General features: G+C 61.9%; 22 protein-coding genes. 13 read left to right on the plus strand and 9 right to left on the minus strand.

Annotated features, from left to right (window positions below; translation table 11 throughout):
• Positions 1 to 162 precede the first annotated feature (162 nt).
• From F0Q04_RS07345 to F0Q04_RS07365, 5 genes are all read left to right on the plus strand, one after another.
• On the plus strand, positions 163 to 1,797 hold the full coding sequence (locus F0Q04_RS07345; RefSeq protein ID WP_116924643.1) for an ABC transporter permease: 1,635 nt from the start codon (positions 163 to 165) through the stop codon (positions 1,795 to 1,797).
• Positions 1,798 to 2,146: 349 nt separating this feature from the next.
• On the plus strand, positions 2,147 to 3,532 hold the full coding sequence (locus F0Q04_RS07350) for an ATP-binding cassette domain-containing protein (protein WP_232539540.1): 1,386 nt from the start codon (positions 2,147 to 2,149) through the stop codon (positions 3,530 to 3,532).
• Positions 3,533 to 3,583: 51 nt separating this feature from the next.
• Positions 3,584 to 3,988, plus strand: a complete 405-nt coding sequence (locus tag F0Q04_RS07355) for a hypothetical protein (protein WP_116924645.1) — start codon at positions 3,584 to 3,586, stop codon at positions 3,986 to 3,988.
• Between the two features lie 13 nt (positions 3,989 to 4,001).
• Positions 4,002 to 4,361 (plus strand): arsenate reductase (glutaredoxin), encoded by a 360-nt coding sequence (gene arsC / locus F0Q04_RS07360; protein ID WP_116924646.1) that lies wholly within the window; start codon positions 4,002 to 4,004, stop codon positions 4,359 to 4,361.
• A 59-nt stretch (positions 4,362 to 4,420) separates the two neighbouring features.
• On the plus strand, positions 4,421 to 5,824 hold the full coding sequence (locus F0Q04_RS07365) for a phospholipase D-like domain-containing protein (RefSeq protein WP_182345067.1): 1,404 nt from the start codon (positions 4,421 to 4,423) through the stop codon (positions 5,822 to 5,824).
• A 51-nt stretch (positions 5,825 to 5,875) separates the two neighbouring features.
• Here the strand turns inward: F0Q04_RS07365 and F0Q04_RS07370 are convergent, their stop codons facing one another.
• Entirely contained in the window at positions 5,876 to 7,000 is a 1,125-nt protein-coding gene (locus tag F0Q04_RS07370) for an IPTL-CTERM sorting domain-containing protein (protein WP_182345068.1), read from the minus strand.
• Positions 7,001 to 7,358: 358 nt separating this feature from the next.
• Here F0Q04_RS07370 and F0Q04_RS07375 point away from each other — a divergent pair, with 358 nt between their 5' ends.
• The 3 genes from F0Q04_RS07375 to F0Q04_RS07385 all read left to right on the plus strand — a co-directional run bounded on the left by F0Q04_RS07375 (position 7,359) and on the right by F0Q04_RS07385 (position 8,738).
• Positions 7,359 to 7,769: a hypothetical protein gene (locus F0Q04_RS07375; protein WP_133248063.1), complete on the plus strand. Its 411-nt coding sequence runs from the start codon at positions 7,359 to 7,361 to the stop codon at positions 7,767 to 7,769.
• A gap of 1 nt (position 7,770) precedes the next feature.
• Positions 7,771 to 7,989 (plus strand): helix-turn-helix transcriptional regulator, encoded by a 219-nt coding sequence (locus F0Q04_RS07380; protein WP_116924650.1) that lies wholly within the window; start codon positions 7,771 to 7,773, stop codon positions 7,987 to 7,989.
• Between the two features lie 212 nt (positions 7,990 to 8,201).
• Positions 8,202 to 8,738 (plus strand): Dps family protein, encoded by a 537-nt coding sequence (locus F0Q04_RS07385; RefSeq protein WP_182345069.1) that lies wholly within the window; start codon positions 8,202 to 8,204, stop codon positions 8,736 to 8,738.
• 46 nt (positions 8,739 to 8,784) lie between these two features.
• Here F0Q04_RS07385 and F0Q04_RS07390 read toward each other — a convergent pair whose 3' ends face one another.
• Positions 8,785 to 9,429: an IPTL-CTERM sorting domain-containing protein gene (locus F0Q04_RS07390; RefSeq protein ID WP_182345070.1), complete on the minus strand. Its 645-nt coding sequence runs from the start codon at positions 9,427 to 9,429 to the stop codon at positions 8,785 to 8,787.
• Between the two features lie 210 nt (positions 9,430 to 9,639).
• Between F0Q04_RS07390 and F0Q04_RS07395 the strand changes: the two genes are divergently transcribed.
• The gene (locus tag F0Q04_RS07395; protein WP_116924653.1) at positions 9,640 to 9,987 is read left to right on the plus strand and encodes a PRC-barrel domain-containing protein; all 348 of its coding nucleotides are present in this window, start codon (positions 9,640 to 9,642) and stop codon (positions 9,985 to 9,987) included.
• 209 nt (positions 9,988 to 10,196) lie between these two features.
• Here F0Q04_RS07395 and F0Q04_RS07400 read toward each other — a convergent pair whose 3' ends face one another.
• Entirely contained in the window at positions 10,197 to 11,663 is a 1,467-nt protein-coding gene (locus F0Q04_RS07400; protein ID WP_182345071.1) for an IPTL-CTERM sorting domain-containing protein, read from the minus strand.
• 805 nt (positions 11,664 to 12,468) lie between these two features.
• Complete coding sequence (locus F0Q04_RS07405) at positions 12,469 to 13,833, minus strand: chloride channel protein (protein ID WP_182345072.1); 1,365 nt, start codon at positions 13,831 to 13,833, stop codon at positions 12,469 to 12,471.
• Between the two features lie 412 nt (positions 13,834 to 14,245).
• Between F0Q04_RS07405 and F0Q04_RS07410 the strand changes: the two genes are divergently transcribed.
• The gene (locus F0Q04_RS07410; RefSeq protein WP_182345073.1) at positions 14,246 to 15,646 is read left to right on the plus strand and encodes an IPTL-CTERM sorting domain-containing protein; all 1,401 of its coding nucleotides are present in this window, start codon (positions 14,246 to 14,248) and stop codon (positions 15,644 to 15,646) included.
• Between the two features lie 183 nt (positions 15,647 to 15,829).
• Here F0Q04_RS07410 and F0Q04_RS07415 read toward each other — a convergent pair whose 3' ends face one another.
• Both F0Q04_RS07415 and F0Q04_RS07420 read right to left on the minus strand, forming a co-directional pair.
• Complete coding sequence (locus F0Q04_RS07415; protein ID WP_116924657.1) at positions 15,830 to 16,207, minus strand: c-type cytochrome; 378 nt, start codon at positions 16,205 to 16,207, stop codon at positions 15,830 to 15,832.
• A 59-nt stretch (positions 16,208 to 16,266) separates the two neighbouring features.
• Positions 16,267 to 17,070 carry an AraC family transcriptional regulator gene (locus F0Q04_RS07420; protein WP_182345074.1) on the minus strand — a complete coding sequence of 268 codons (804 nt, stop codon included), beginning with the start codon at positions 17,068 to 17,070 and terminating at the stop codon, positions 16,267 to 16,269.
• A 105-nt stretch (positions 17,071 to 17,175) separates the two neighbouring features.
• Between F0Q04_RS07420 and F0Q04_RS07425 the strand changes: the two genes are divergently transcribed.
• Positions 17,176 to 17,982: a sulfite exporter TauE/SafE family protein gene (locus tag F0Q04_RS07425; protein ID WP_182345075.1), complete on the plus strand. Its 807-nt coding sequence runs from the start codon at positions 17,176 to 17,178 to the stop codon at positions 17,980 to 17,982.
• 157 nt (positions 17,983 to 18,139) lie between these two features.
• Here F0Q04_RS07425 and F0Q04_RS24170 read toward each other — a convergent pair whose 3' ends face one another.
• Positions 18,140 to 19,309 carry a hypothetical protein gene (locus F0Q04_RS24170; RefSeq protein WP_182345076.1) on the minus strand — a complete coding sequence of 390 codons (1,170 nt, stop codon included), beginning with the start codon at positions 19,307 to 19,309 and terminating at the stop codon, positions 18,140 to 18,142.
• 206 nt (positions 19,310 to 19,515) lie between these two features.
• A complete protein-coding gene (locus F0Q04_RS07435; protein WP_420093977.1) occupies positions 19,516 to 20,745 on the minus strand; it encodes a DUF6923 family protein in 1,230 nt (409 codons plus the stop codon).
• On the opposite strand from F0Q04_RS07435, the gene F0Q04_RS07440 reads away from it, so the two are divergent.
• Entirely contained in the window at positions 20,642 to 20,896 is a 255-nt protein-coding gene (locus F0Q04_RS07440) for a hypothetical protein (RefSeq protein ID WP_182345078.1), read from the plus strand. The genes F0Q04_RS07435 and F0Q04_RS07440 overlap by 104 nt on opposite strands.
• Positions 20,897 to 21,736: 840 nt before the next feature.
• Here F0Q04_RS07440 and F0Q04_RS07445 read toward each other — a convergent pair.
• The gene (locus tag F0Q04_RS07445) at positions 21,737 to 23,653 is read right to left on the minus strand and encodes a DUF11 domain-containing protein (protein ID WP_182345079.1); all 1,917 of its coding nucleotides are present in this window, start codon (positions 23,651 to 23,653) and stop codon (positions 21,737 to 21,739) included.
• A gap of 353 nt (positions 23,654 to 24,006) precedes the next feature.
• On the opposite strand from F0Q04_RS07445, the gene F0Q04_RS07450 reads away from it, so the two are divergent.
• Positions 24,007 to 25,590, plus strand: a complete 1,584-nt coding sequence (locus F0Q04_RS07450) for a THxN family PEP-CTERM protein (protein ID WP_269780261.1) — start codon at positions 24,007 to 24,009, stop codon at positions 25,588 to 25,590.
• The last annotated feature ends 163 nt before the right edge of the window (positions 25,591 to 25,753 follow it).

Consider the following 25,753-nt stretch of genomic DNA (forward strand, 5'->3'; position numbering starts at 1 on the left):
CGCAAGGCGTCTTTCGCAGTGAATAGCCGTAGCTATTGACAAGGGAGACAACGCAGCGGATCGCCCGAGACCGCGTTCAGGCCATGGCAGGGATTTATGCAGAGGATCCTTCGCAAGGGCGCAGGTAGAATCGCCAGCTTTTGGCCCGTCAGTGATTCGCATTTGCAAAACCTTGCCCGCTTCCGTCGTCAGCTGCTGCTCGTAGCCATTGCCCTGGTGTTGGTGTTGCCAGTGCTCACGGTCTTTAGCGCCTGGCTGCCCGGGGCGGGCAATGACGCCGATGCCTTTGCCGTGGTGCGGGAGATGTTTGCCACGGTGCTGCCCGGCTATATCCGCACAACGGTGGCGCTGGGCCTGATGGTGGCGCTGGGCGCGGCGGTGCTGGGCAGCTTGTGCGCGGCGGCTGTGACCTTGTTCGATTTTCGCGGCCGCAAGACCCTGGAGTGGCTGCTGCTGCTGCCGCTGGCGATGCCGGCCTACGTGACGGCCTATGCCTATACCGACTTTCTGCAGTTCAGCGGGCCGCTGCAGGTGTGGATGCGTGCCAGCTTTGGCTGGGAAGGGCGCTTGCTGCCGGAGGTGCGGTCGCTGGGCGGCGCCGTGCTGGTGTTTGTGGTCTCGCTCTACCCCTATGTCTACCTGCTGGCGCGCACGGCGCTGAGCGAGCGCGCCGCGCACCTGATGGAGGCCGCGCGCCTGCTGGGCGCGTCGATGCCGCGCCGCATCTGGACGGTGGCCTTGCCGATGGCGCGACCTGCCGTGGTGGCCGGGGTGGCGCTGGTGATGATGGAGACCCTGGCCGATTTTGGCGTGGTGAGCTACTTTGGCATCCAGACCTTTACCACCGGCATCTACAAGGCCTGGTTGGCGATGGAAAACCGCAGTGCTGCCGCCCAGCTGGCCACGATGCTGCTGGTCCTGGTGCTGGTGGTGCTGCAGCTGGAGCTGCGCGCGCAGCGGCGCATGCGCTTTGTCACCAGCGGGGTGGGGCGCGCCTCATCGGCCGAGGCCCAGCCCTACCGCCTGCAAGGCGCGCGCTGCCTGGCTGCCTGGCTGGTCTGTGGTCTGCCGGTGCTGCTGGGCTTTGTGCTGCCGGTCCTGTTCATGCTGCGGCCTCTGGCGGCCGATTGGTCGGTGATTCCGCTGGACCGCTTTGTGCAGTGGGCGGGCAACAGCATCCGCTTTGGCGCCATCACCGCCGTGCTGGCGGTGGCCATTGCGATGCTGGCCGCCTACGCTGCACGCCGCAGCCAGGACTGGGTCACACGCAGCACCGTGGGCCTTATCAGCCTGGGCTATGCGGTGCCTGGCGCGGTGATTGTGGTGGGCTTGCTGCTGCCCGTTGGCTGGGTGCAGCAGGCGTTTCCGCAATGGGGCTTTCCGGCGCTGATCACCGCCACCTCGACCGGCATCATCTGGGCCTACCTGGTGCGCTTTACCGCCATTGCGCTGCAGGCCTTGCAAAGCGGCTACACCCGCATTCCCAAGAGCCTCGATGAATCGGCGCGCATGCTGGGCGTGGGCAGCGCCGGCCTGCTGGCCCGCGTGCATGGTCCGCTGCTGCGCCGCTCGGCCTTGACCGCTGCCTTGCTGGTGTTTGTCGATGTGATGAAGGAGCTGCCCGCGACGATGGTGCTGCGGCCCTTCAACAGCGACACCTTGGCCGTCGTCGCCTACCAGCTGGCACGCGATGAGCGCCTGGGAGAGGCGGCGCTGCCATCGCTGGCACTGGTGCTGGTGGGGCTGGTGCCGGTCATCTTGCTGATCCGCACCATGCGCAGCTCGGCTGCGCGCTGAGAGTCCTCGGCTCCTGGGTCTTTGCCTGTCTGTTGACGCAGCGGGCAGGTCCGGCTATACGCTTGCCATGTGCTGTCGACCCACAGCGCGCTGTGGCCGCAATAATTGGCAATTCTGTGGTGTTCTCGCCGGATCCATAGCGGACCTATATCGCATTTGATCTGGATCAAACAATCACTTCGGGTTTCCCCCTAAACTTCATTTTTGAAACATTAATTGACTATTGGTGTTTCGTTTTTTGAATCACCGGGATGGTCACCATCCGCTCGGTCGGATGGCAGGCGCGCTGAGGTCGTGCCCGGCTTGGCTCCCTGTCCACCTCCCACTGCCGCCCAGCGGCTCCCATCGCGTGCAAACACCAACACCCGTTCTGGAAACAGACAACTGGGGCGTGGCCTATGGCGACAAGGTCATCCTCTCCGGCTTGCAACTGCAGATTGCGCCCTGCGCCGTGACAGCCCTTATGGGGCCGGTGGGCGGGGGCAAGTCCACCGCGCTGCGCAGCCTGGCCGGTCTCAATGACGAGAACCCGCGCTTTGTGCAATGGGGGCAGCTGCGCTATGCCGGCCAGCCGCTGGCAGGCACGCACCGGCCCCAGCTGGTGCGCCAGCATGTGCGCCTGATGCAATCGAGCGTGCTCGATTCGCTGACCGAACTGCTGCAACACAGCCATCCGCGCTCCGGCCTGGACCGGCGTGCCTGGTGCGAGGCCTATCTGGAGCGCATGGGCTTTGCCGATATCCAGCCGCTGCTGGCGCGCACGACGATCGAGCTGTCGGCAATGCACCAGCGCGCCATTGCCATCTTGCGCGAGGCCGCGGCCGAGCCTGCGCTGCTGATGTGTGACGAGCCCACCGCCGACCTGCAGGACTACGACAGCTACCTGCTGCTGGAGCTGCTCAAGCGCATTTCCCAGGAGCGCGCCGTGCTGCTGGTGACCCACAACCAGCGCCACGCCCAGCGCGTGGCCGACCATGTGCTGCTGCTGGCCGGCGGCGCGGTGCAGGAGACGAGCCGCGCCGAGCGCTTTTTCTCTGCGCCTTATTCACCCGCCGGCCAGCAGTTTGTGCGCAGCGGCAGCTGCGCGGTGGTGGCCCCGCAGCGAACGGTGCAAGAGGCCATGCAGGCCGAGCCAGCCCCTGTCACTGTTGCCGCGCCGGCGCCCACCGCTGCGCAGGCCGCACGCCAAAGCCAGCGCGCGGTATTGCCCGATCTGGTGCTGGCCAATCCGGTGCTGGCGGCCGAACATTTTGTGCCTGGCGCACGCGGGCCGCGCGGCTTTGCCTGGCTGGTGCCCGGCAAGCTGGCGGGCACGCCGCTGCCAGGGGTGGTCAACGACGCCGATGTGGACATGCAGGCCTTGAAGCGCTGCGGCATCACCGTGCTGGTGTCGCTCACCGAAAACGACATCGACCAGGCGGCGCTGGCGCGCAACGGCCTGCGCAATGTGCATCTGCCCGTGCATGACCGCGAGCCGCCCTCGGTGTCGCAGCTGCAGATGCTGATGCTCAAGATGAAACGCCTGCTGCTGGCCGGTGACGTGCTGGCCGTGCACTGCCTGGCAGGCCTGGGCCGCACCGGCACCGTGCTGGCCGCCTGGCTGGTATTTGAAGGCGTCACCGCCGAAGAAGCGCTGCGCCGTGTGCGCGAGATCGAGCCGCAGTACGTGCAGTCCGAGCAGCAGGAGAGAGCGCTGCTGGCGTACGAGGAAATGCTGCTGGAAAAAATGGGCTGATCGCCGTTTGGCGTCGGCCCTTGACCTACCCACTTTGAAGGAACACAACTCATGTCCATGGATACCGTTTTACAGAAAGTCGCCACCTTTGTGCCCGAATGCCTGGCTGCCGGCTATGTCGACGTGGCCACCGGCATGCTGCTGGCCATTCGCACGGTGGATTCGCACCCGCGCGAGGTGATCGACCTGGTGGCCGCTGCAACGGCCGACCTTTTCAACGGCCCCAATGTCTCGATGATCGAGCGCATGTTCAAGAAGTCGCGTGGCCTGCAGGACGACGGCCACCACTACTTCCAGGAGATCATCGTCAACAGCGACAACCTGATCCACATCTTCATGCGCGGCAAGACCAACCCCGAGTATGTGGCCGTGCTGGTCTGCCGACGCACTGCCAATCTGGGCATGGCGCTGACCAAGGCGCGCATCATCATGCCCGAGCTCGAAGCCTCTCTGTAATAAGATCGGGGCCATGGCCCCAGAAGACACGATCACCATCTACCACAACCCGCGCTGCAGCAATTCGCGCGGCGCGCTGGCGCTGATTGAGGCGCGCGGCATCCAGCCCCGGGTTGTTGACTACCTCCATGCCCAGCTCGATGCCGCCCATCTGGCGGCGCTGATCGCCCAACTGGGTTTGCCAGTGCGCGAGGTGATGCGTAGCAAGGAAGCCATTTACCAGGAACTGGACCTGGGCCTCGAAGGCCTGAGCGATGCCGAGCTGATCGCGCAGATTGCCGCCCACCCCGAGCTCCTCAACCGGCCGATTGTGGTGAGCGCCAAGGGCGCCCGTTTGTGCCGCCCGCCCGAGCGGGTGCTCGATCTGCTCTGATGGGCCCGGCCACCTGCCTGCCAAGCCGCAGCCCTGCACCAGCAGACGGGGGCTAGCAGATGCTGCGCGTGACCGTCCTGTCCGGCCTGGGCCACACGATTGCGGTGATGGTGGCGCTTTTGGTCTACACGCTGGTCACACGCGCCGGCCACCAGCGCCGCCACCCGGCATCGGCCATTGGCTGGGTGCTGGGCATGGTCACCTTTCCCTATCTCTTTTTGCCGCTGTTTCTGGTGTTCGGGCCGCGCAAGGCGGTGCGGCCCCCGGCGCATGCGGTCATCCCCAACAGCGGGCAGCGCCGCAGCAGCGTGCCCAAGCAGGTGCCGGCCTGGGCCGGCCAGCTGCTGGCGAGCATGGAGCTCGATGCCGCCCAGCCCAATGCCAAGGTGGTGTTTCACCAGGATGGTTTGCAGGCCCTGCAGCAGTTGCTGCGTCTGATCGAGCAGGCCCAGCGCAATCTGGACCTGTGCACCTATGTGTTTGCCGACGATGTGGTGGGGCGCCAGATTGGCACGGCGCTGCAGCAGGCAGCGGCGCGCGGCGTCAGGGTGCGCTTGCTGCTCGATGGCGTGGGCTGCTGGCGCCTGCTGCCGTCGCGGCTGCGCCAGTTGCGGCGCTCGGGCGTGCTGGTGCGCCGTTTCATGGTGCCGATGCTCCAGCCCATTCGCGGCGGCAGCAACCTGCGCAACCACCGCAAGCTGGCCGTGGCCGATGGCGTGCATGTCTGGAGCGGTGGGCGCAATCTGGCCGATGAGTATTTTTTGCCCAGCAGCGCCGGGCACCCGGCCTGGGTGGACCTGAGCTTCAACGTGCAAGGGGCCTTGGCCGGTGTGGTGACGGCGCAGTTCGAGGCGGACTGGCGTGCAGCCCGAGGGCGGCGCCGCCCAGTGTGGCTGTCGCCGGCGATGGCGCTGGGTGGCGGGGACCAGGCCTGGGCGCAGTGGCTGCCCAGCGGGCCCGACCATGCCGACGACACCTTGCATGCGCTCTACCTGGCCAGCGCCTTCCATGCGCAGACCTCCATCACCTTGGTGAGCCCGTATTTTGTGCCCGATGACGCGCTGATCGAAGCCTGGTGCCTGGCCTGCCGGCGCGGCGTGCACCTGCGCGTGGTGGTGCCCCAGCGCTCCAACCACCGCCTGGCCGACTGGGCGCGCGAGCGCGCGTTGCGCGCCTTGGTGCTGGCGGGGGCAGAGGTATTTTGCTCCCCCCACATGGTGCATGCCAAGGTGGTGGTGGTGGACGACCGCATGGGGCTGTGCGGATCGGCCAACCTCGACGGGCGCAGCCTGTTCTTGAACTACGAGGCGATGACCGCCTTCTACAGCGCCCCCGACATCGCCTGGCTGCAGCAGTGGTCTGAGCAGCAGATGGCGCAAAGCTCCCCCTACGCCTACCGCGCCCCTGGCTGGTGGCGCGATGTAGGGGAGGGGCTGGTGCGCGCAGTCGCCTTTCAGCTCTGAGGCGCAACGCAGCGCCAGCGCCACCACAAAGCCACCCGCAGGTGGCTGGCATCAGGCCTGCGGTCGTTTGCGTGCACGCGCCAGGCCCCATCCGGCAACCAGGCCCGACAGACCGAGCAAGGCCCAGATATCGAGCAGCGGAACTGCCTTGGGCGTGGCCGGTTGCGGCGGCGTCGTGGTCTTGATCGGCCCAAAGGCGGCACTGCAGACCTCGGCACCCACCAGGGTGCCACGCTGGGCCACGGGGGTGACGCAGTAGTACAGATAGGCCTTGTCGTCGGCCGCTTGCGTGGTGTAGGTCACGGTGCCCGATGCGCCCATCGTGTTGCCTGACTGCAGCACCGTACCCTGGGCCGCCTGGGTCAGGTCGGCATTGGCACTGCGCACCCATTGGTAGCGCGTACCTGCCGTGCTGCCATCTTCAGGGTCGGTTTCGGTGTCGGCATAGCTGTAGCTGCCGGTCAGCGTCTGGCCGACCTCGGGCTGGCCATTGACGGCAGGGATGACGCTGGGCGCCTCATTGGCGGTACAGGCATTGGCCCCTGCGATGGCGGCGGCAAAGCCCATGGCGGGGTTGCCGCTTTTGACATAGACCGTGATGGTGTTGGCCCCTGCCTGCCAATCGGGCGAGGCCATCGCAATGGTGAGCCAGCGAGAGCTGCCAAAGCCGTTGTAGCCAAACTGGTTGGCGCTGCCCGCTTGGGGCAGACCCCAGGTTCCCGCACCGCGTGCCAGCTGCGATTGGCCGTTGATGAAGATATCCACCACCGAGTTGTCGGCGCTGTAGGTCATCGAGGGCTGAAAGCTACCCAGAGACACGCTGGGGTCGAGGTTGAACTGCACCTGGAACAGCCCATCGATATTGCCAAAGTTGGCGCCATCGATGTAGGGCTGGCCGCCCCAGGCATTGAGGCCAATCCACTGCGCGGTGCTGCTGTTGGCTGGCGTGCTGGTCCAGCTCGCGTTGCGGCTGGTGACGATGGCTGCATCACCAAAACTGCCCCAGTTGGCAGGCGAGCTGCCCGCGTAGGCCGCCAGGTACTGGAAGCGCCAACGTCCGTCGATGGCTGGGTTGGATGCACTGGGCTGGCCGGTGTTGAGCTGCGCCAGCGAGTTGGGGCTGCAGTCGATGGTGACGGGGCTCTGGGCTTGCGCCGGCAGGGCACAGACGGCCATGGCTGTCGCCAGCAGCGAGCTGGCAAGCCAGGCTTGGGGCTGTGGTGTGGACCGGAAAAACATCGTAAATGACATCCAAGAATTCAATTGATTTTTTATTATTCCAAATCGGATTGTCCGCGTCTGTTACCAACGCTGCCCAGGGATGCCTTTTGATAATTGTCCACAGAGTTGTGGCATTTTGCTGCTGCTCCGGTGCGGGCAGGCTGCCTGCAGTGGCCTTGTCAACGGTGGAGGGTGGGGTGGGCGTGGCTTGCGGCTGCACCGAAGGTGTGGTCTGCGATGCAGGCAGCCATTGACAAGTAAACCTGACATTTGCTAAAGTCAGGTTTACTTTACATCTCGCTTTATCCTGACCATGCATAACGCTCTTCCTCCCCCTTACCCCAGCCCCAGCATGCGCGCCTACTTCCTCCGCACAGCGCTGTGGATGGGCCTGTACTGCGCCCTCCATGCGCTGGTCATCGTGGGCGTTTTTGATGCCATCCTTGGCACGCCCGCGGCCTGGCTGCTGGCGCTGGCCGTTGCGCTACCGATTGCCGCGCAGCTGCGTGCGTCCTTGCAGTGGATACAGGCAGCGGACGAGTACCAGCGCGCGCAGGCCGTCCGCAGCGTGGTGATCGCCTGCGGCCTGGTGCTGATACTGTGCAGCGTCTGGGGCTTTGGCGAGAGCTATGCCGCAGCGCCCCATGCACCGGCCTGGCTGGTGGTGCCGCTGTTCTGGCTGGTCTGGGGGCTCGTCACTGGCGTGATGCGGCTGCGCAGCTGAGATGGACAACCATCTGCGTACGCTGCGCGCCCAGGCCCAATGGACCCAGGCCGATCTGGCGCAGCGCCTGGGGGTATCGCGCCAGGCCGTCAACGCGCTGGAGACGGGCAAGCACGACCCGTCGCTGGACCTGGCCTACCGCATCAGCGTGGTGTTTGAGCTGCCGGTCGAGGCGATCTTTCAGAACCCTTACCGCAGCGCGCCGGGCTTCGATCGCTGATCTGTGTCAAGCATGGGCGTGCATAGCCCCCTATCGTCGGCATTGGCTGACAGGGTTTTCTCTGCTTTGGTATGAAGCTAGTGGCTCTCTGAATAAGAGAGCTGAACAACATGCGCGCCGCCATCTGGCTGCCATCATCGGGCCAGATACTGGCCGCTGGCGCCACTCGCTCTCGCTTCGTTTGTCTTCAATGCTTGTTTGAAAGGTACACCATGGCCAAATCTGAACGCAGCACGAAAACGGATATCAAAGCCCGCCGCAAGGCCCCGCTGGCAACGCCCAGCGATCTGGATGCCGGGGCCACCAAGGACATCAGCGCGGCCCTCAACGGCATCCTGGCCGATGTGTTTGCGCTCTACCTGAAGACCAAGAATTTCCACTGGCACATGAGCGGCCCGCACTTCCGTGACTACCACCTGCTGCTCGATGAACAGGCCGACCAGCTCTATGCGATGACCGACGCGATTGCCGAGCGCATCCGCAAAGTGGGCGGCACGACCTTGCGCTCCATTGGCCACATCGCGCGCCTGCAGCGCATCAGCGACAACGATGCCGACTATGTCGATCCGCTCGATATGCTGGCCGAGCTGCGTGAGGACAACCAGCAGCTCGCCGCCCGCCTGCGCGAAGCCCACAACGTGACCGACGAGCACCGCGATATTGCCTCGTCCAGCCTGCTGGAAAACTGGATTGACGAGACCGAGCGCCGCACCTGGTTCCTGTTTGAATCCAGCCGCAACGCGGGCTAAGCGCCCCAGGCTATCCCCGTTGCAGTAGCCGGGGACCGTGCCTGGCTCAGCGCCGCGCTGGCTTTGCCACTGCGCGTTGGCGGCGTTGCTGCATCCAGGCGATGGGTGCCAGCACCAGCGACAGCAAGGCCAGGCTCCATGGGGCCAGGGTGGGCACCGGGGTGGGAGCCACGGCAGGCACTACCACCGCACGACCGACCACCTCACCCGAGGCGATAAATCGCATGGCGCCTGGGCCTGAACAGGTGGCATCGGGGCAGAAGGTGGAAAAGGCCTTGTTCCGTAGTGCCACCGTGACTGCCGCTTCTGCTTCAGGCGGCTTGATCGCAATCGTGCCACCGGCATCCGTCATCGGGCTTTGCAGGTCCAGCAAAATGACTTGCTTGCCCGTCAGATCGCTGGTGTCAGCAGGCACAAAGATCATGTTTTGTGCCGGGTCGGGCAGGTAGGCGTCGCAGTTGGAGCCATCGCAGGTATTGCTGAAGCTGGCAGCCGGTATGCCCTCCGTGCTCGTGGCGGTCACATTGATGGCGCTAAAGGTCTGGGTGGTGGCATCAAACACATAGGAGCCAGAGGCGGTGCCGCCATCGACAAACTTCACGTCTGTCAGGGTCCACTGCACCAACGCCGCATTCGCGGCCGAGGCAAAGCCCCCGATGGCCAGGGCGCCGGCGCACAGCAATGTTTTCATCGCAATCTCCATGTGTGTGGAATGCAAACAAATGTATCGCATTTGCAAGTATTTACTATCCCGTATTCTGGGGATTTCATGGGCGTTGAAGCTGTGTTAGACGCTATTGTCAGACGCCATGCCTTTTTGCTGAGAGTTGGCCTGGCGAGGGCACCAGTGCACGTAAAGATTGCTACAGTTTGAGCCTGCATCAATTTTTGTGGTGGATCTATGGATAACCAAGAAACAGTCACCATCCATACACCTTTTGCGATCTCGCCCCGGGGGGCTGAGGTTCTGGCAACGGGTTGGAGCGTCAGGAAAGAGTTCATCGGCGAGCCGGTGCACGATACCAACGGCCAGGAAATTGGTACCGTGGATGATGTGATCGTCGGCAAGGAAGACAATCTTATTTTTGCCATTGTCGGCATTGGCGGCTTTATGGGCCTGGGCACCTACGATGTCGCCATTGAGTTCTCGCGTTTCAAAGTGGGCAAGTACGGCTTGCTGCTCCCCGATGCGAGCAAGGAGACCTTGCAGGGCCTGCCCCAGTTTGTGTATCCGAAGGCCACTGCTTAAGGTCGATCATGTCGCGCAGAGCGCCGTGTGCTGTGCAACACAGCTCCGGCGCTTTTGCCTTGGTGGTCTTTGGGTCAAGGTGCCTGCGCCCGACCAGAAACTACCCGCAAAGGAACATGCGGGCTGAGCCAGCCGCCGGCACATCTGCCCAGCATGCGTGGACATGAAAAAGCCACCTTGCGGTGGCTATCCGTGATCGGCGATGGTATTTAGCCGATGTGCTTGCGCTGGCGCCGGATCCCCAGCAGGGCGATCAGCGGTGTCAAGCCCATGAGCGCCCAGGGGCCCAAGCCTGGCACCGGTGTAGGCGCCTGCTGCACCACGCGGGTGGTGACCGGCCCTACAGGGCTGGTGCACACCTCCAGCCCAGGGCTTGCACCGGTTTGCGCGGCAGGCTTGACGCAGAAGAAGACATATTGGTTCAGGTCTGCGGCTTGCAGGGTATAGGTAGGCGTCTGGCCTGCCCCCCCGGTGGTGCCGCTCGCTACTACTGTGCCGTCGCTGGAGCTGCTGATGCTGGGGTTGGGGCTGGTCACAAACTGGTAGGTGGTGCCGCTGGGGTTTTCAACGTCGCTGTTGTTGTCCGCATAGGTGTAGCTGCCGGTCACGGTGGAGCCGACCTGGGGTGTGCCGGTGATCGACGGGACGGCCGTGGGCACCACATTGGGTGGCAGCTCGGTCACCGGGCCCAGCGCGGTAGTGCAGACCTCCAGCCCGGGGGTTGCGCCGGTTTGTGCATCTGGCCTGACGCAGAAAAAGATATTTTTATCCTGGTCCGCTGGCTGCAAGGTGTAGGTGGGCGTCTGGCTTGCACCTCCGGTTGTTCCGCTCGCCACTACCGTGCCGTCGCTGGAGCTGCTGATGCTGGGACTGGCGCTGGTCACAAACTGGTAGGTGGTACCGCTGGGGTTTTCAACGTCGTTGTTGTTGTCCGCATAGGTGTAGCTGCCGGTCACGGTGGAGCCGACCTGCGAGGTGCCGGTGATCGTCGGCTCGGCAATCGGTACGGTGTTCGGTGGTGCGCGTTCGATCAAGGCCACCATGTGCTGGTAGGCAGGATCGCGATTGCGAAACAGGTCCATCGTGTAGGTGCCGGACCGGTAGGAGGTACGCAGCGTCGGCAGACTGGCCTTCATGGCGTCGTACAAGGAGTTGTACGCGCTTACAAATGCGGCTTGGTCCGAGCCGCCATACTCAATGACGTTCTCTGAAGCAGGACGGGATGCGCCTGCACTGATGTTGATGCTGGCGGCGCTTCCGTCGTAGTCGTTGCCAAGCTCCCACAGTGCATACTGGAGGGCTCGCCGCTGCTCCACGCTCCCATTCTTGTAATAGCTGAGGTAGTACTGGTCGAGCAGCCAGTAAATCGCTGCCTCGCCCGCCGCTCCTGAGGCGCCCTTGATGGCGCTGGCGCCCGCTTCCGTGTCAAATTGGGCTTGGGGGACGGGTGTGGCGGCGTTGGCAAAAGGCGGTTGTGTGGAATGGTCAATGCAAATCAGCAGTACTGACTCATCGCTATACAGCGCCCCATTGGCATCGTATCTGAGCTCTTCCGAGGTCCCGGAATAGATCGAACTGAAGTTGTAATTCACCGCACCAGAAACGAACGCGGCGCTGGACAAGCCAGGCACCGCCATCGCAAGCGCTGCAGCAAGGGTCTGCATTTGTTGTCGCATGATTCAATTCCATTCTCCAGGGGAGGCGAAAATATGCCTCGGTTGAGAAAAATACCCACCATTCATTCAATGCGGCAGGGTATGGGGCTGCCTCTATGGCCGCACAACCAGATAACCCGGGTGGAGATAATTGCCTGATAACTGCTGGCTAATAGGTCAAGACCCATATATTTGACATGAATGTGCAGAAAGTTATGGGTTCATGTCTCTTAAGGGCTTGGCGGCAAAACAAAACTTACAGTTGGAACTGTACAACGCAATACCATTCAGGCATCTTTGGTTTTATTTAAAGAAGTTTGTTATTTATATTTTTGGGCGGGCGAAGGTATAAATAGCGATGGAAATTAATATTGTTCACAATCAACGCAGCTTTTATTCAATGGCAAGATAAATCAAAACAATTAATAATGGTTGTTTAATAATTGTCTGACCGTTGGTATGAATAAGGCCCTGAACCGGTTGCTCATCGATAGAGCCCGCGCGTGCTCACTGAGGATGCTGCTTGAGCAGGTGGCCATCACGAAGATGGCCGTAGGTGTGACCTTGGGGCTGCGCCGTCCGTCCCATTGTTTGGCAGGCCGCCAGCCCGCTCTAGCGGTGTCAGCCGCTGATCGGGCCAAAGCGATGTGCGGCCATCGTGGCTGTGCGCAGCCCATAACCCCAGGCGCTCGCGCAATACAAAGCGCAGCTGGCACCTGTGCATGACCTGGCGCGGGTCACAGTGACGCTGGAGCGCGGCAGTGGCAATGGCACCACCGGGATGGACAGCGCTACCTATGGGCCTGGGCCAGGGCGATCTGGATGATCAGGATGAAGCGGCTGGCTTTTGCACGGCCTGCTCCGCTGGCGGAGGCTGCGTGCTCTGCACCTGGCTGAGCATGTAGTTGGCCAGCGTCTCATACAGCGGCCTGGCGATCATGCGCGAGACCAGGCTGGCCAGCATCGCAGCGGCCATCAGGCTCAGCACCATCGAGTGCCCATCGACCATCTCCATCACGATGATGAAGGCCGTGAGCGGCGCTTGCGTAACGGCGGCCAGGAACGCGGCCATGCCCATCGCAATCAAGGCGGGGGCGATGTCGCTGCCCAGCATCAGCGAGACGTTGTGGCCCACACCTGCGCCAATCGACAGCGAGGGCGCGAAGATCCCGCCAGGCACGCCCACCCAGGCAGACAGCCAGGTGGCGATGAATTTGAGCGTCACATACAGCGCAGGCAACTCGGCCTCTCCCGCCAGCATGTGCTTGACTTCTTCCGAACCGGCGCCAAAGGTGGCGCCGCTGGTGGACAGGCCGATGACGGCAATCAGCAAGCCGCCAGCAGCTGCAAAGCGGATGGGATACTGCGCGCGCAGGCGGTTGAGGCGCTCTGGCGCGCCGGTCAGGGACGCGGCCATGAGCTTGGCAAACAGGCCCCCCAATACGCCGCAGCTCAAGGCCACACAGATTCCGGGCAGCAGTGCGTGCCAGTTGAGGCTGGGCACCTGGATGCGCCCAAAATAGTTCAGGTTGCCAAATGCGGAAACGCCCATCAGACCGGCCAGCACGATGGCGGCAATGATCAGGCCGCTGGCGCGAGATTCCAGCTTGCGGGACAGCTCCTCAATGGCGAAAACGATCCCTGCCAGCGGCGCATTGAAGGCGGCTGCAATGCCCGCTGCACCGCCTGCCACCAGCAGCGCATGGCTGGTGATGCCCGAGCGCGGACCAAACCAGCGCTTGGCATGGTGCATGACGCCGGCGGCCACCTGCACGGACGGCCCTTCGCGGCCAATCGACAGCCCCGCCAGAAACCCGAGGCCAGCCAGCGCAATCTTGCAGGCGGACAGCCACAGCGAGACAAAGCGGCTGCGCTGCTGGTCATTGAGCGCCGTCTCTTGCGCGGCCATGACCTGTGGAATGCCCGAGCCCGCAGCGCCCGGCGCCCAGCGGCGTGTGGCCCAGACAATGGCTGCCGTCAGGCATGGCGTCCACAGCAGTACCGCCCAGCCACCTTGCCAGTGGTAGATGTGCATGAACCAGTCAAAGGCCTTCTCGGCCACCATCGTGAAACCGACCACGCACAGGCCCGCTGCGGCGGCATAGGCCAGCACAATGCAACGCTCCACCCAGCGCCATCCATCCCCGAATTCTTGCCTCAGGTTCTGTACAAAATCGGGTTCTTGCTGCATTGCGCCCTCATGGAGTGAGGGTGCCAGTCTAGTCAATTCGACTGTGGCCAGTCAGGCCGCCTTCCAACCCGTGACCATAACGCTCAGGTTTTTGGGGCGAAAACGGATGTGTATGTAAAGGAAGCCTGACATGCGTCATTCAGTCCCTGACTCCCATCGCGCTTCGGATGCGCTGGTCGGCACAACGCGCCGCGATCCAGGCATGAAGTGGGGCGCAATGTACGCCACCGCGGTTGCAGGCGCGCTGAGCGTGCAGCGAACAAACCTTTTGGGAGGCGGCAGCGGCAGCCCGCGCGCTGAACTGCAGCAAAGGTGCCTGTCGCTCTGTGGCTGTTTAACAGCAACTATTAAAAGTATTTCCACATAGCTTGTTTTTTGTTACATTGCGGGTGCTCATTACAGAGAAACATTTATGTACATAAAACGCCTTCTGTTTCCTTTGGTCATTGCGGCAGTAGCCGCCACTAGCAGCTTCGCCCAAACAGGCATTTTTACCAATGGCACGCTGAGCTCTGACCTGTCATTCAAAGACGAACTGGCCAGCACCTCGATGACGCTGGCGTATGACGGTAGCCATTACTGGTCTTCTTCAGGCGGCAGCGCAAGTGGCGAACGGCTGGCGCAGTACAGCAGTGCCGGTGCACTGGTCGCCAAGTTTGCCTCCGGACTGGACTTTCGGTCGGTGTTCACGCAAGGCGCAAACCTGTACGCGAGGCAATTCAACGACGCGACTATTTACCAGCAGGCGGCTGCCGGCACATTTGCACCACTTGTCACTCTGACGGATCTGACGGAGCAGCAGGTGGGGGTGGTGCTGAACGGCGCCGGCAACGAATACATTGCACTGGTAGAAGGAAACGTCTATCGTTGGAGCCTCGCGGGTAGTCCGTTGGGCAGCGTTGCCTTGGTTGGCTTTGGCACCCAACCGGGCGAGAACGAGTATCCCCAAAACCGAGGCATCAGTGCATCGGGGAGTTACTGGTTTACCTATTCCCAGGGCGTTGTATCGGCTTGGGATGCTGCGGGGCAGCGGGTTGGCCAGACTTCCCTGGCTGGTGCGGGCACCTCTTTTGATTCCCATTTCAGCTTTAGTTTTGCCAATGGTCGCTTCTGGGTCGTAGACCAAGCCGGTGCGGCCTGGCGTGGCTATCCCCTGGTGGTGTTGGCGATTTCACCGGCGAGTTTGCCCGCCGGCAAGATCGGCGTGGCCTATAGCAGCACGATGACTGCAGGTGGGGGGACTGCTCCTTATACCTGGTCGGCCAGCGGATTGCCGGCAGGGTTGAGCATCGGCGCCGAGACGGGAGTTATCAGTGGTGTGCCGTCGGAGGCGACCACTGCGGAGGTCACCATTTCGGTGGTTGACAGTGAGAACCGGGACAAGAGCACAAATATCACGCTCGTCATTGATCCACTGGATCTGACCGTCAACCCCAGCTTGCCCAATGGTCAAGTCGGCAAGACGTACACCGCCAGTATTGGGGTTTCAGGGGGCGTGGCGCCCTACCACCTGGTGCTCGATGGTGAACTGCCAGAGGGCTTGAGCCTGGATCTGACAACGGGAGCGATCACAGGCACACCCACAAAGACCCAGATCAGTACCTTTAGTGTCACGGTGTCGGATAGCACGGCCATCAGCTTGGCTAGCGCGACCAAGGCTGCCGTCAACAGCGTGACGCAGAGCTATACGATCACCATTTCCGCGCAGGCTGCCCCTGCTCCGGTGCCAACACTGGGCGCATGGGGCTTGGTGTGCCTGTCGTTGCTCTTAGGGGTGGTGGGCAGGGGCCGAAGCAGCAAGCGCACCGCGTAGGTTAACGGCAAGCTGGGAGCTTCCAAGGTCCGCAAGACCGAGTGGCGGCTCTTTTCGCATTCTGCATTGCGCGGGCCTACAACATGGCTCGCTGCAGGCGCCCATGCAGCAAGATATGGCCCGTACCGGGGCACAAACCGCGTCCACCGAGCGGAAAGCTATGAACTTCAGGTCGTGTCTGCGTTAGCGCCTTTTCGCGATCTCGGCGCCCATGTACTCGTTCAAGTCCCGCAAATCCTTCACCCGCCAGGCAAAGGCTGGCAGCTTGACGCCGTTCTCGCGCAAGGTTTTCGGAATCAGATCGCCGTTGGGCCGGAGCACCACCGGTGAGACGATGACACCGGGGTAATCGTGCAAGCGCTTTTTGAAAGCTGCCGTGGTGAGATCGGGTGTGGGCGGGTTGCTTTTGCGCGCCAGCGGCCCGCTGCCTTGGAGGTCAGCGCCATGGCACATGGCGCAGCGCTGCACAAAGATATTTTTGCCATTGCTGTTGTCTGCCTGTGAGCAGGTGGCGTGTGCCAGCAGCAGAAGGCCGAGCGAGGCGAGGACGGTTTTATTCATGGGGTGTTATCGAATTTGTAGCCCGCGATATTGTGTCGCAGGCCGCAGGCGTTCTGCTGTCACTGGGCGGTGCCCGGCGGATTTTCGTTGCCAGATGACGCGGCCCGCATAAAGCCACTGGGCGCCCTGCCCAAGCGCTTGCGAAACATGGTCGAAAAAGCACTGGGGCTGTCATAGCCCAGATCAAGAGCGACCTGGGTGACCGACTGCCCGCCCGCCAGCCGGGGCAGGGCCGCGAGCAAGCAGGCTTGCTGCCGCCAGGCGCCAAAACTCATGCCGGTCTGCTGCCGAAAATGCCGGTTAAAGCTGCGCAGGCTTTTGTGCAACTGAGCAGCCCATGCCTCAGGCGCGGCCCGGATCTGTGGCGCCTTCAAGAAGGCCTTGCACCGCGCAGCCAGCAGCGGGTCCTGAGGGATGGGGGCGAACAAGGGCATGGTGGGCGCCTGGCGCACTTCGTGCATCAGCAGCTGGGCCAAGGCGCCATCACGCCCTTGTTCGTCATACAGCGCCTCCATCGTGATCGAGGCCAGCAGCAGCTGGTGCAGCAGCGCGCTGACCACCAGCGCTTCGCAATGCCGGCCCTGGCGGGGCGCAGCGGCGGGCTCGATATACAGGCTGCGTGTGCTCACGCCCTGCATGCGCACCCGGTGGGGCTTGCCAGCGGGGATCCAGACACCGCTAAAGGGCGGGATCACCCAGGCGCCATCGTCCGTTTCCACTTCCATCAGGCCGCTCATGCCGTACAGCACCTGCGCGCGCCGGTGGCTGTGGGTGTCCAGCAGGGTGCCGGGTGCATAGTCGGTGCTGATGGCCAGGAGCGGCCGGGCCACGGCATCTACCGATGCAAGAGGGATGTTGTGCATCGGCCGATTTTGGCCTAAATGCAAGGATGCTTGGCTTTTTATCGAAAGCCAGCCGCAGCTTGGCGCTCTATCGTGGCGTTTTGCAACCGTTGATGGTCCCTGTCCATGTATTTGCTGCTGCTGTGTTTTGGGGTTCTGGCTGGTGTGACCACCGTGCTGTTTGGTTTTGGCGGCGGCTTTGTCGTCGTTCCGGTGCTGTATGCGGTGCTGGTGGGGGTGTATGGCGCAGACAGTGCGCAGGGGCTTGCCGCCATGCACATCGCGGTGGCCACATCCACCTGTGTGATGGTCTTTGGCGCCGGGCTGGCCAGCTGGCGGCACCACCAGGCCGGCACGGTGCCCTGGGGCCAGGTGCGGCCGCTGCTGGGCTATGTGGCGCTCGGGGCCATCCCTGGGGCGATGGCTGTGCTGGTGCTGAGCGGCGGCTGGATCCGCTGGGCGTTTGTCGGCTATCTCGCGTTGACGATTCTCGACAGCCTGCTGCGGCCCGGTTTTACCCAAGAGCGCAGCAGCCGGATGCGCCCATTGGCCAAGCCAGCGGCCGCTGCGCTGGGGCTTTTTATCGGCGCAATCGCCGCCTGCCTGGGAGTCGGCGGCAGTGTCATGACCGTCCCGCTGATGCGCCGGCGCGGCGCTAGCATGACGGCCGCTACTGCGGCAGCCAATCCGCTGTCATTGCCGATGGCCATCGTGGGCACCGCCACCTACGCGCTGCTGGCGTCCAACACGGCGCCGTTGGGCGCATGGCATCTGGGCTACATCGATGTGCGCGCCTGCCTGGTGCTGGTGGCGGGCTCCTGGTTGGGCATCCGGCTGGCGTCGCGCTGGATTGGCAAGATCCCGGACCGTATCCATGCCAAGGTCTATATCGCCTTGCTGTGTGCGGTGCTCTTGGCCATGGTGGTGCATTGACGGCCGCTGGATGATGGGCGCCGGGGGAGGGGTTGCTCAGCCATGGGGCTGCGCAAACCAGCGTAAAAAGCCAGCGGGAAAGCTCTTCATACCTTGGGATCCTTTGCCTCACCCGCGCCTGCGTTTAGACCACAGCAGACTGTGTTGCAAAGGGTTCCTAGACCTTGCTGCGCCTCGAGAATCCCAAGAAGCCAGCCAGACCCATGATGGGCGAGAGCGCGAGCAGGCCCCAGGCTGTCATCGTGGGCACGGGGGTGGGCTCCACGGGCGTTGTCGGTGGATCCGGCTCCACGACAAAAGTCATGCGGACCATACCGGCCTGCCCCGGTTGCCCACCGTCGCCGCCAGCGCCGGCCCCGACGTTGACTCCTCCGGCAGCGCCGCCGCTTGCCCCCGATCCATTGGCGCCTGCGATGCTTTCTCCTTCGCATGCTGCAACGGCCAATGGGCCTGTCAGGATCAGGCCGTCTGCTCCCGGCATGCCGGGAACTCCAGGTACGCCATTGGTACCTATGTTTCCGTAGCCATAGCCGGGAGAGCCCGAGCCACCGTTTCCACCATGGCCTTCGTAGCCCGCCTGTCCGCCAGCGCCGCCTATCCCAGCTATGGCACCGTCGCCGCCGTTACCGCCATCCCCGCCATTGCCGCCGTCCGTCCCATTTCCTCCGGGTATGCCGGGCCCTTCCCAGCTGCCATCCCAATCAGGTGCGCTACTTCCGTCCACTCCATTGGCGCCATTGCCACCTGCGCCACCCGAGCCTCCGATGGAGCCAGCGCCTCCGCCTCCGCCCAGGCCGCCAGGGCGCCCCAGGAAATTGGCCCCTCCAGCACCACCGGTGCCGCCACGGATTGCGGTCGCACCTTCCCCCGGTAAGCCGCGTGCGCCATCGTAATAGTTGAGGTCCACGGTGCTGCCGCCGCCACCGCCGCCGCCATTGGCAGTCACACCGACCACACCGGGCCCCGTCACTGCAGAGAACCCGCCTCCCGTGCTGTGCGTTCCGGTGGCTGTCCAATCTGCGCTGTTGACCAAGCCAGGCGTGCCGCCGGCAGCGACGATGACCAAGAGCTCGTTGCCTGCAGTCACTGCAAGACGGGCTTTGCAATAAGCCCCGCCGCCGCCACCGCTGCCGCCCCCTGCGATGCCGTTCCAGCCCTGGTCATTCGAGCCGCCACCCCAGGCCTCAAAGCTGATGTGGGTCACCCCTGCAGGCACCGTGCAGGTGCCCGCCGCATTGACGCCATTGACGCAATCTGCGGCTATGGCGTGGCCCGCAACCCCGAAGCAGGCCACGGTTGCTAACTTTGCAAGTAATGGATTTTTCATGTTTTTCCAGTGAAAGCATGGGAGAAGGCCGGCCCATTGAGCAGGGGTGGTGCAGAGAATCCCGCATGGGTATTGCTGCGTGATCGAAGGCCTTGAAGCTTTCCGCTGCACGAGCTCCAAAAAAAAGAGCCTCGCTGGGGCCAATAAGGCACTTACGAAGCTCTTTTGTCGCAGCAGGGCCCAGCGTGTACGCCCATATGCGGTGGTCAGACCTTGCGGCGACGAGACATGCCCATCAAGCCCGCCAAACCCATCAATGGAGACAGCACGAGCAGGCCCAGCGCGGTCATCGTGGGTACGGGGGTAGGTGCCGCAACGGGGGGAACAGTGGCAGGGGTATCGGTGTCCGTTGCCGTGTCGTTGGAGGGGTCCGGGTCGGGATTGGTATTGACTGCGCTGGCGCTGGAGCCATCGGCTTCGACGGTGGCGGTGTTCACCAGATTGCCCGTGAAACTGGCTGGGATGGCCATCGTCAGCGTATAGGTCGCGGTCGCATTCACCGCCAGATTGATGGTGTCATCAATGCCGCCTGCGCCACTGGCGGTGCAGCTTCCACCGGCCGAAGCGCTGCAGGACCAGTTGGCGGTGCTGATGCCGCTGGGCAATACATCCGTCACCTTGGCGCCGACGGCGGTGAACGGACCGTTGTTGCGCACGGTAATGGTGTAGACGACATTGGTGCCCGGCACATAGGTGGTTTGGCCGTTGGTTTTGGTGATGCTCAAATCCGCAGGAAACCGGATGGGCGCATTCGGGCAGTTGGCGCCATCGTTGGTGCCCGATCCGGGCGAGCCGGCAATGAGCGTTTTGACGCCGGTGAGCAGGTTGATCTGGTAAAAACCGCTGCCATTGTTGGCCGAGCCAAACATGCCGTTGGTGGCACCGAATTGCGCGCCAAGCACACCACCGGTGCCGTCTGGCGTACCCATGGCCGAGACGGCTCCAGTACCCACATCGATGGCATAGAGCTGGCCTGCGTCAGACACTGAATACAAGCCCCCGGAAGCGCCACCGACCCAGGCGATGTCCGAGGCCGTGAATGCCGTATCCAAGGTGATGGTGGTAGCCGTCAGTGCGCTCGTATCAATGGCATAAATCACCGAGGTGTTGCCAAAGGGTTTGACATAGTAGGTGCCATCGCTGCCCACCGTGCCCGAGTTGTAAGCGGGACTCGCTGGCAGCCCCGTCACAGCGCCCACAACGGTGACAGCGCCAGTGCTCTGGTTGACGCTCAGCAGATTATTGCCATTGGCATCGGTGCGCATGGCATAGATTTGGCCATCGGTGGGGGAATAGCCCAAGGCATTGTAGGAAACCGCAGAAGCCCCCCCAATGCCGGTAAACACCATCGGATTGGTATCCGTAGACACGCTGTTTAACGAGGTCGGTGCGTTTTGCGACAGAAAAAGCCGGCTATCGCAGGCGACTTGTGCCATCGATACGGCTGGTAATAGCAAAGCGGCCGAGATAAGCAGCTGCTTGAATGTCTTTTTAAGGTCGGGAGAATTCGTCAGTGGCGACGAAAATGCTGGAAAGGCTGAGCCAGGCGGCATTTTTTTAGAATCGGTCATATTCACCCTTTACTGAATTGAAGCGAATGCAGTAATAAAACAAAAATGCAAGTTCTCTTGGCTTTGAATGATGGAAGGATCACGATAGCGGAATCCTATGCCCTTCTATTCACTCGGTCACGCTGTTTACAATGCCACACACCTAAATCATGGTCAAGGCGCAGGTGGACATGGGCAGCATTTTTTTTTGTGAGCTGTTTCAAATCGGGTGGTGTGCAAATTCAAAACCTTTGCTTTTTATCCATTTTCTTTGTTTTTATTTAATTACCTTTGATTTTTTGATTTTTGTAGATAACTTGGGATTGGCCATTGTCAATACCCCTTTTCAACCAAGCGGGTGCGAATGATGGGGCGGTACGGTTTAACAGTGCAGCGGGAATGGGGTTATCCAGCTATTTTTTGAGGCAGATGGATGGTCCGCTGCGTGATGCGTGCCGAATACCGGTTCACGGCAGGGATGTGATATAGGCTGTGAGCCTTGGGAACTTCTGCACAACTCCCCGCCAAGGTCTGAACGTGCTCTCGGACGATCCAATCCCATGTCTTTCTCGGCAATACCTCCGGTTCGCCTTTAAGGGGCGCGTTGAGCGTTTTAACCCGATCGGTGTCCGTCGCGCTTGGTGAGGCTTGTGCAGAGGCAGCCCAAAGAGGGCGGTGTCTTGTCTGGCTAAAGCGCTTGGTCAATGTCTTGGCAAATGCCGCTCGTCATACCGGTTTGTGGGGGCGGCCTGTCAGCAATGGCCGAGTCGGCTGTTGGTATTGCATTGTCGAAAGGTCTTGGAATAAAAAAATCGCCTCCAGCTGGAGGCGATTAGTAGTAACTCGCTCAGTCTTCAGGCCCTGAGACTTCTAGCCCTCACTGGCTGCGTTGGCGGCGGCGCAGTGCCAAGGCACCGATACCGGCACTCAATCCGCCCAGCAGTGCCAAGCCAGCCAGGTCCAATGCGGGGACTGGGGTGGCAGAGCCAGGGGTGGCGATAACGCTGTTGGCGGTTGCACTGTTGTTGGCCGGAGTGGGGTCATCCATGCCCGCTGGAGCCGCGATGCTTGCCGTACTGGCCAGCGAACCGGTGGCATTTGCAGCGACCTTGGCGGTGACGGTGTAGGTCACGCTGGCGCCGACGGGCAGGTTGACCGTGTCGCTGATATTGCCGCTGCCCGATGCACTGCAGGTGCCGCCGCCTGCGCCCACACAGGTCCAGGCGGCATCTGTCAATGCGGCAGGCAGGGTGTTGGTGACCGTGGCGCCCGTGGCTTCCACCGGGCCGGCATTGCTGGCGGTGACAGTGTAGGTCACCGTTGCACCAGGTGCTACGCTGGTCGCGGCACTGGCGTTGGTGATGGACAGGTCGGCACTTGGAGGCTCACCCGTGCAGGCTGCGGTGACATAGAAGTCAGCAATGGCACCCAACGCACAAGTGCCGCCGGCGCAATCGTTGGTTTTTTGACCGCCATCCAGGCGGAAGCCCACGGTGTTATTGCCGCGTGCAAAACCAAGCGCTGCGGACGTTGTATAGGTGGAGAATGCACCGTAGCCATTGGGCAGATACACGGGCCCCGCAGCAGATTCCGCACCAGCTGCAGGCTTCACATAGACGGAGCTTCCATAGTCATCAAAGGCAAACCGCCCGGTGAGCTTGATGCTGGCCAAATCGACATTGCTGCCAATATTGACAGGCTGGTTCATCACGAACGTGGAGCCGTCCTGGATGCCGCGTGACTGGCCGGTAGCCACTGGGTAAGGCACACCAGGAATGTCGCTGCTCGCAGGGTTTGTCGTTCCCGGGCTGATCCAGCGGGCGTCGGTAGCCGTTGCCAGCGATGCTGGATCGAAATAGCTGCGATACCGGTAGCTGTCAAACAAAGGCTGCTCGACGTTCTCCAGGGCGGTTCCTGCCGCATTCATGCGCTGCGTCCATTTCCAGTCTCTGGCGTTGGTGGTGAATGGGCCAACACGGACTTCATCACCAGCTTGGCTGCCGGCGGGGCAAGCCAGAATGGTGGCGGGCTGGGCGGGAGGCTCATCCTGGCAATCGGCCGTGATTTCAAAATCTGCAATGAGGCCAGTTGGATTTCCAGAACTGGCGGTGGTCGATGCAGTGTTATACACCACAAAACCGATGGTGTTGTCTCCATAATAGAAACCCAGACCGTTGTCATTACCGTCCAGATTAATAGTTCCTGGAGAACCATAACTCATTCCCAGATTCTGCATCTGCAACCAGGTCGTGCTGCCAGAAGGCGGGCTAGCGGGGCGAACAACAAATTCCGAGCTGTCATCTACTCCGCCACTACCGATGATCTTGATACTGGAAAGCTTGATATTGCTGGGAATGGTGATAGGCTCGTTGTAGTAGAAAGTAATTCTGTTTTCAACCCAGGCACCATTTGCCACCACACCGCGCGCATTCACTTCCGGATAGGGGCCGACACCCGTTGTCGCACCTGCGCCCGTTGGGTATTGGGCATCGCCAAAAGAAATCCAATCCCCTTGGAGCGGAGTCCCGGCAAGATCGCCTGCTCCGCTGGTATGCACCGCAGTCGTTTTATCAAACCAGCCGCGCCATTTGTAGTCGTCCACAATGGCTGCTGCACCTGTGGCGGTGCCGCTTGGAGGAGGTACGTATTGGGCATCCGTTGACCAGGTCGCCTTAGCGGTGTGAATGCGTAAGGGCGCACCACAAGCCAATGTCGCAGCCTGTACGCCAGCAGCAGCCGTCAGCCCTGCAAGCGACACTGCAAAAAGAGCAGCCTGTCTGTGAATTAGTCTCATCTTGAAAACTCCATCCCAATTGAAAAATATCCCATATGCACCTGCAAGATAAACTAAATCAATTGAATATTATCTAGCATAACTTACATCTATCGTGTATATGCGAACCGCAAAACAGGGAGAAATCTAGCAGATGGTTTCAAACTGCATCTTTGCTTAATTTAAATATTTTTTGGATTTATTGAGATTTCTTTAAATCCTCCATTATTTCGTTTGATAGCTTTGTGTTTCTGATTGTAATTTTTAAAAATTAACATATCCCGATGGCGAACCCACTACATTGCATGTAGATTTTCTTGATTCATTTTTCGTTGTTGAAAAATGAATATCAAAAGTTCGTTGAGGGGTTCAATATGTTGCATCGAAGAATAAGCGTCACCGTCCTGGGTTTGCTTGGCGCCTTGTTCATGGGCAGCGCCACTGCCGCGCCGGTGGAATGGGACTACACCGTCTCGGCCCGGTTTGTGACGACTACGGGTGCCACCACATTCAATGGCGCGGGCCCAGGTTCCGCCAATGGCTGCGAACTGGTCTTACCCACTGATATCACCTGGGGAGCATGTCCCAGCGGGCCTGCTGGGACCGGGCGCAGTGGTATCGGTGTCTCAGCCAGTGAGCAGACGGGTACCTTGGTGGCCAATGGCGCCGCGCAATATGCCAATGTCTACACCCATACCAACAATATCGTGGCTTCAAGCTATGCCACCTTGGCCAGTGCCACGATCAGTACCACGCTCGGTCTGAGAGCCAAAGGCAGCAGTGATCCCTACACCTATGAGAACTTCATCTACACCATCAAGTTCTCTGAAACTCCTAACGGCAGCGACCCGACCCTCTGTGTGGTGCCAGGCGGCGTGCCCTGCAGCGACATCTGGGTGCTCGACGGTTCGGTCAACCGCACCGTGGTGATGAACGGCCAGGAGTTTACTTTCAGCTTTTTCCCTGAGCCTGCAGCCATTCCGCTGGATCCGGAGATTTGCGAGGCGGCAGGCGCGGAGGTCGGCTGCATCGGCTTTACCACGCAGGAGAACATGGTCAACGCGATCCCCTTCATGATGAACCTGACCCAGGTGGCCAATGTCTCGGGCCGGGTATATGCAGAGGGTAGCGACCCCGCCAACACGCAAGACGATGGCAACGGCCTGGATGCCGGTATGGCCGTGGCCGTGTCTTTGCTGTGCACCGGGCCGGATTACAGCGCAGGCCCGGTGGATGCGGCAGCCGATGGCAGCTTCAGTTTTGAGAATGTACCGACCGGTGCAGACTGCGCTATCACGACGACGCCGCCCGCTGGTTACCAGATGGCCTATACCCAACAGGGCACGACCGGAGAGAGTGGCGCGCCAGGCGCGCTCAACACCAGCGTGGCGGGTAGCACGGGTGTGCAAAGCATTGCGATCAGCGTGCCGCCCGATGGATCGAGTGGCAATCTGTTTGCGCTGCGCGCTGTGACCGATATGCTCAGCACCACGGTATGCACCCCGGGCACGGCAGCGGCCGGTGCCGCTGTCAGCTGCACAACCACCTGTACCAATGCCGGCAGCGCCGCTGCACTGCAGGCTTTTTGCGCCATCCCCAACGCCGCCAGCTTGCCCGGCAGCCCCACGCCTGTCTGCAGTGCGCCCGCTGATCTGCCGCCCAATGGCACGCTCAGCTGCACCCTGAGCTTTACAATGGCCGGCAACGCCAGCATCACGGTCGTGGGCGGGGCTGGTGCGGACAATGACAGCAATGGCGGGGGCGATGCAGCGGGGGGCAACAATGCATCGAGCGCGGCGGTTGCCCCGCAGGTCACGACGCCGACCAACCCTACGAATCCCAGCAACCCCACCCCCGTGCCTGGTCTCGGAGGGTTTGCGCTGGCGGTGCTGGCGGCCTTGATGGGGCTTGTGGTGTGGCGCCGACCACGGCTTGTGGCAGGCGGCCGCATGCGATGAGCGCGGCAGGGCAGTGCGCGAGGCTGCCTCCGTGCTATGCGCTCGCGGTTCGGGCCCTGATGATGGGTCTAGAGCCATGGCAATGGGTCTGTCTACGACAGTCGCCGGTTGGCCAGGAGCAGTCGCTGGATGAACGCTGTCCAGACCGATTCATCAACCCCAA

The sequence above is a fragment of the Comamonas koreensis genome (genome assembly GCF_014076495.1).
Taxonomy (GTDB): Bacteria; Pseudomonadota; Gammaproteobacteria; order Burkholderiales; family Burkholderiaceae_C; genus Comamonas; species Comamonas squillarum.

Coding starts and splice junctions, on each gene's coding strand:
- F0Q04_RS07355 (WP_116924645.1), top strand. CDS start 3,584: ATGTCCATGGATACCGTTTTACAGAAAGTCGCCACCTTTGTGCCCGAA.
- arsC (WP_116924646.1), top strand. CDS start 4,002: ATGGCCCCAGAAGACACGATCACCATCTACCACAACCCGCGCTGCAGC.
- F0Q04_RS07365 (WP_182345067.1), top strand. CDS start 4,421: ATGCTGCGCGTGACCGTCCTGTCCGGCCTGGGCCACACGATTGCGGTG.
- F0Q04_RS07370 (WP_182345068.1), bottom strand. CDS start 7,000: ATGGCCGTCTGTGCCCTGCCGGCGCAAGCCCAGAGCCCCGTCACCATC.
- F0Q04_RS07375 (WP_133248063.1), top strand. CDS start 7,359: ATGCATAACGCTCTTCCTCCCCCTTACCCCAGCCCCAGCATGCGCGCC.
- F0Q04_RS07380 (WP_116924650.1), top strand. CDS start 7,771: ATGGACAACCATCTGCGTACGCTGCGCGCCCAGGCCCAATGGACCCAG.
- F0Q04_RS07385 (WP_182345069.1), top strand. CDS start 8,202: ATGGCCAAATCTGAACGCAGCACGAAAACGGATATCAAAGCCCGCCGC.
- F0Q04_RS07390 (WP_182345070.1), bottom strand. CDS start 9,429: ATGAAAACATTGCTGTGCGCCGGCGCCCTGGCCATCGGGGGCTTTGCC.
- F0Q04_RS07395 (WP_116924653.1), top strand. CDS start 9,640: ATGGATAACCAAGAAACAGTCACCATCCATACACCTTTTGCGATCTCG.
- F0Q04_RS07400 (WP_182345071.1), bottom strand. CDS start 11,663: ATGCGACAACAAATGCAGACCCTTGCTGCAGCGCTTGCGATGGCGGTG.
- F0Q04_RS07405 (WP_182345072.1), bottom strand. CDS start 13,833: ATGCAGCAAGAACCCGATTTTGTACAGAACCTGAGGCAAGAATTCGGG.
- F0Q04_RS07410 (WP_182345073.1), top strand. CDS start 14,246: ATGTACATAAAACGCCTTCTGTTTCCTTTGGTCATTGCGGCAGTAGCC.
- F0Q04_RS07415 (WP_116924657.1), bottom strand. CDS start 16,207: ATGAATAAAACCGTCCTCGCCTCGCTCGGCCTTCTGCTGCTGGCACAC.
- F0Q04_RS07420 (WP_182345074.1), bottom strand. CDS start 17,070: ATGCACAACATCCCTCTTGCATCGGTAGATGCCGTGGCCCGGCCGCTC.
- F0Q04_RS07425 (WP_182345075.1), top strand. CDS start 17,176: ATGTATTTGCTGCTGCTGTGTTTTGGGGTTCTGGCTGGTGTGACCACC.
- F0Q04_RS24170 (WP_182345076.1), bottom strand. CDS start 19,309: ATGAAAAATCCATTACTTGCAAAGTTAGCAACCGTGGCCTGCTTCGGG.
- F0Q04_RS07440 (WP_182345078.1), top strand. CDS start 20,642: ATGCCGGTAAACACCATCGGATTGGTATCCGTAGACACGCTGTTTAAC.
- F0Q04_RS07435 (WP_420093977.1), bottom strand. CDS start 20,745: ATGGCACAAGTCGCCTGCGATAGCCGGCTTTTTCTGTCGCAAAACGCA.
- F0Q04_RS07445 (WP_182345079.1), bottom strand. CDS start 23,653: ATGAGACTAATTCACAGACAGGCTGCTCTTTTTGCAGTGTCGCTTGCA.
- F0Q04_RS07450 (WP_269780261.1), top strand. CDS start 24,007: ATGTTGCATCGAAGAATAAGCGTCACCGTCCTGGGTTTGCTTGGCGCC.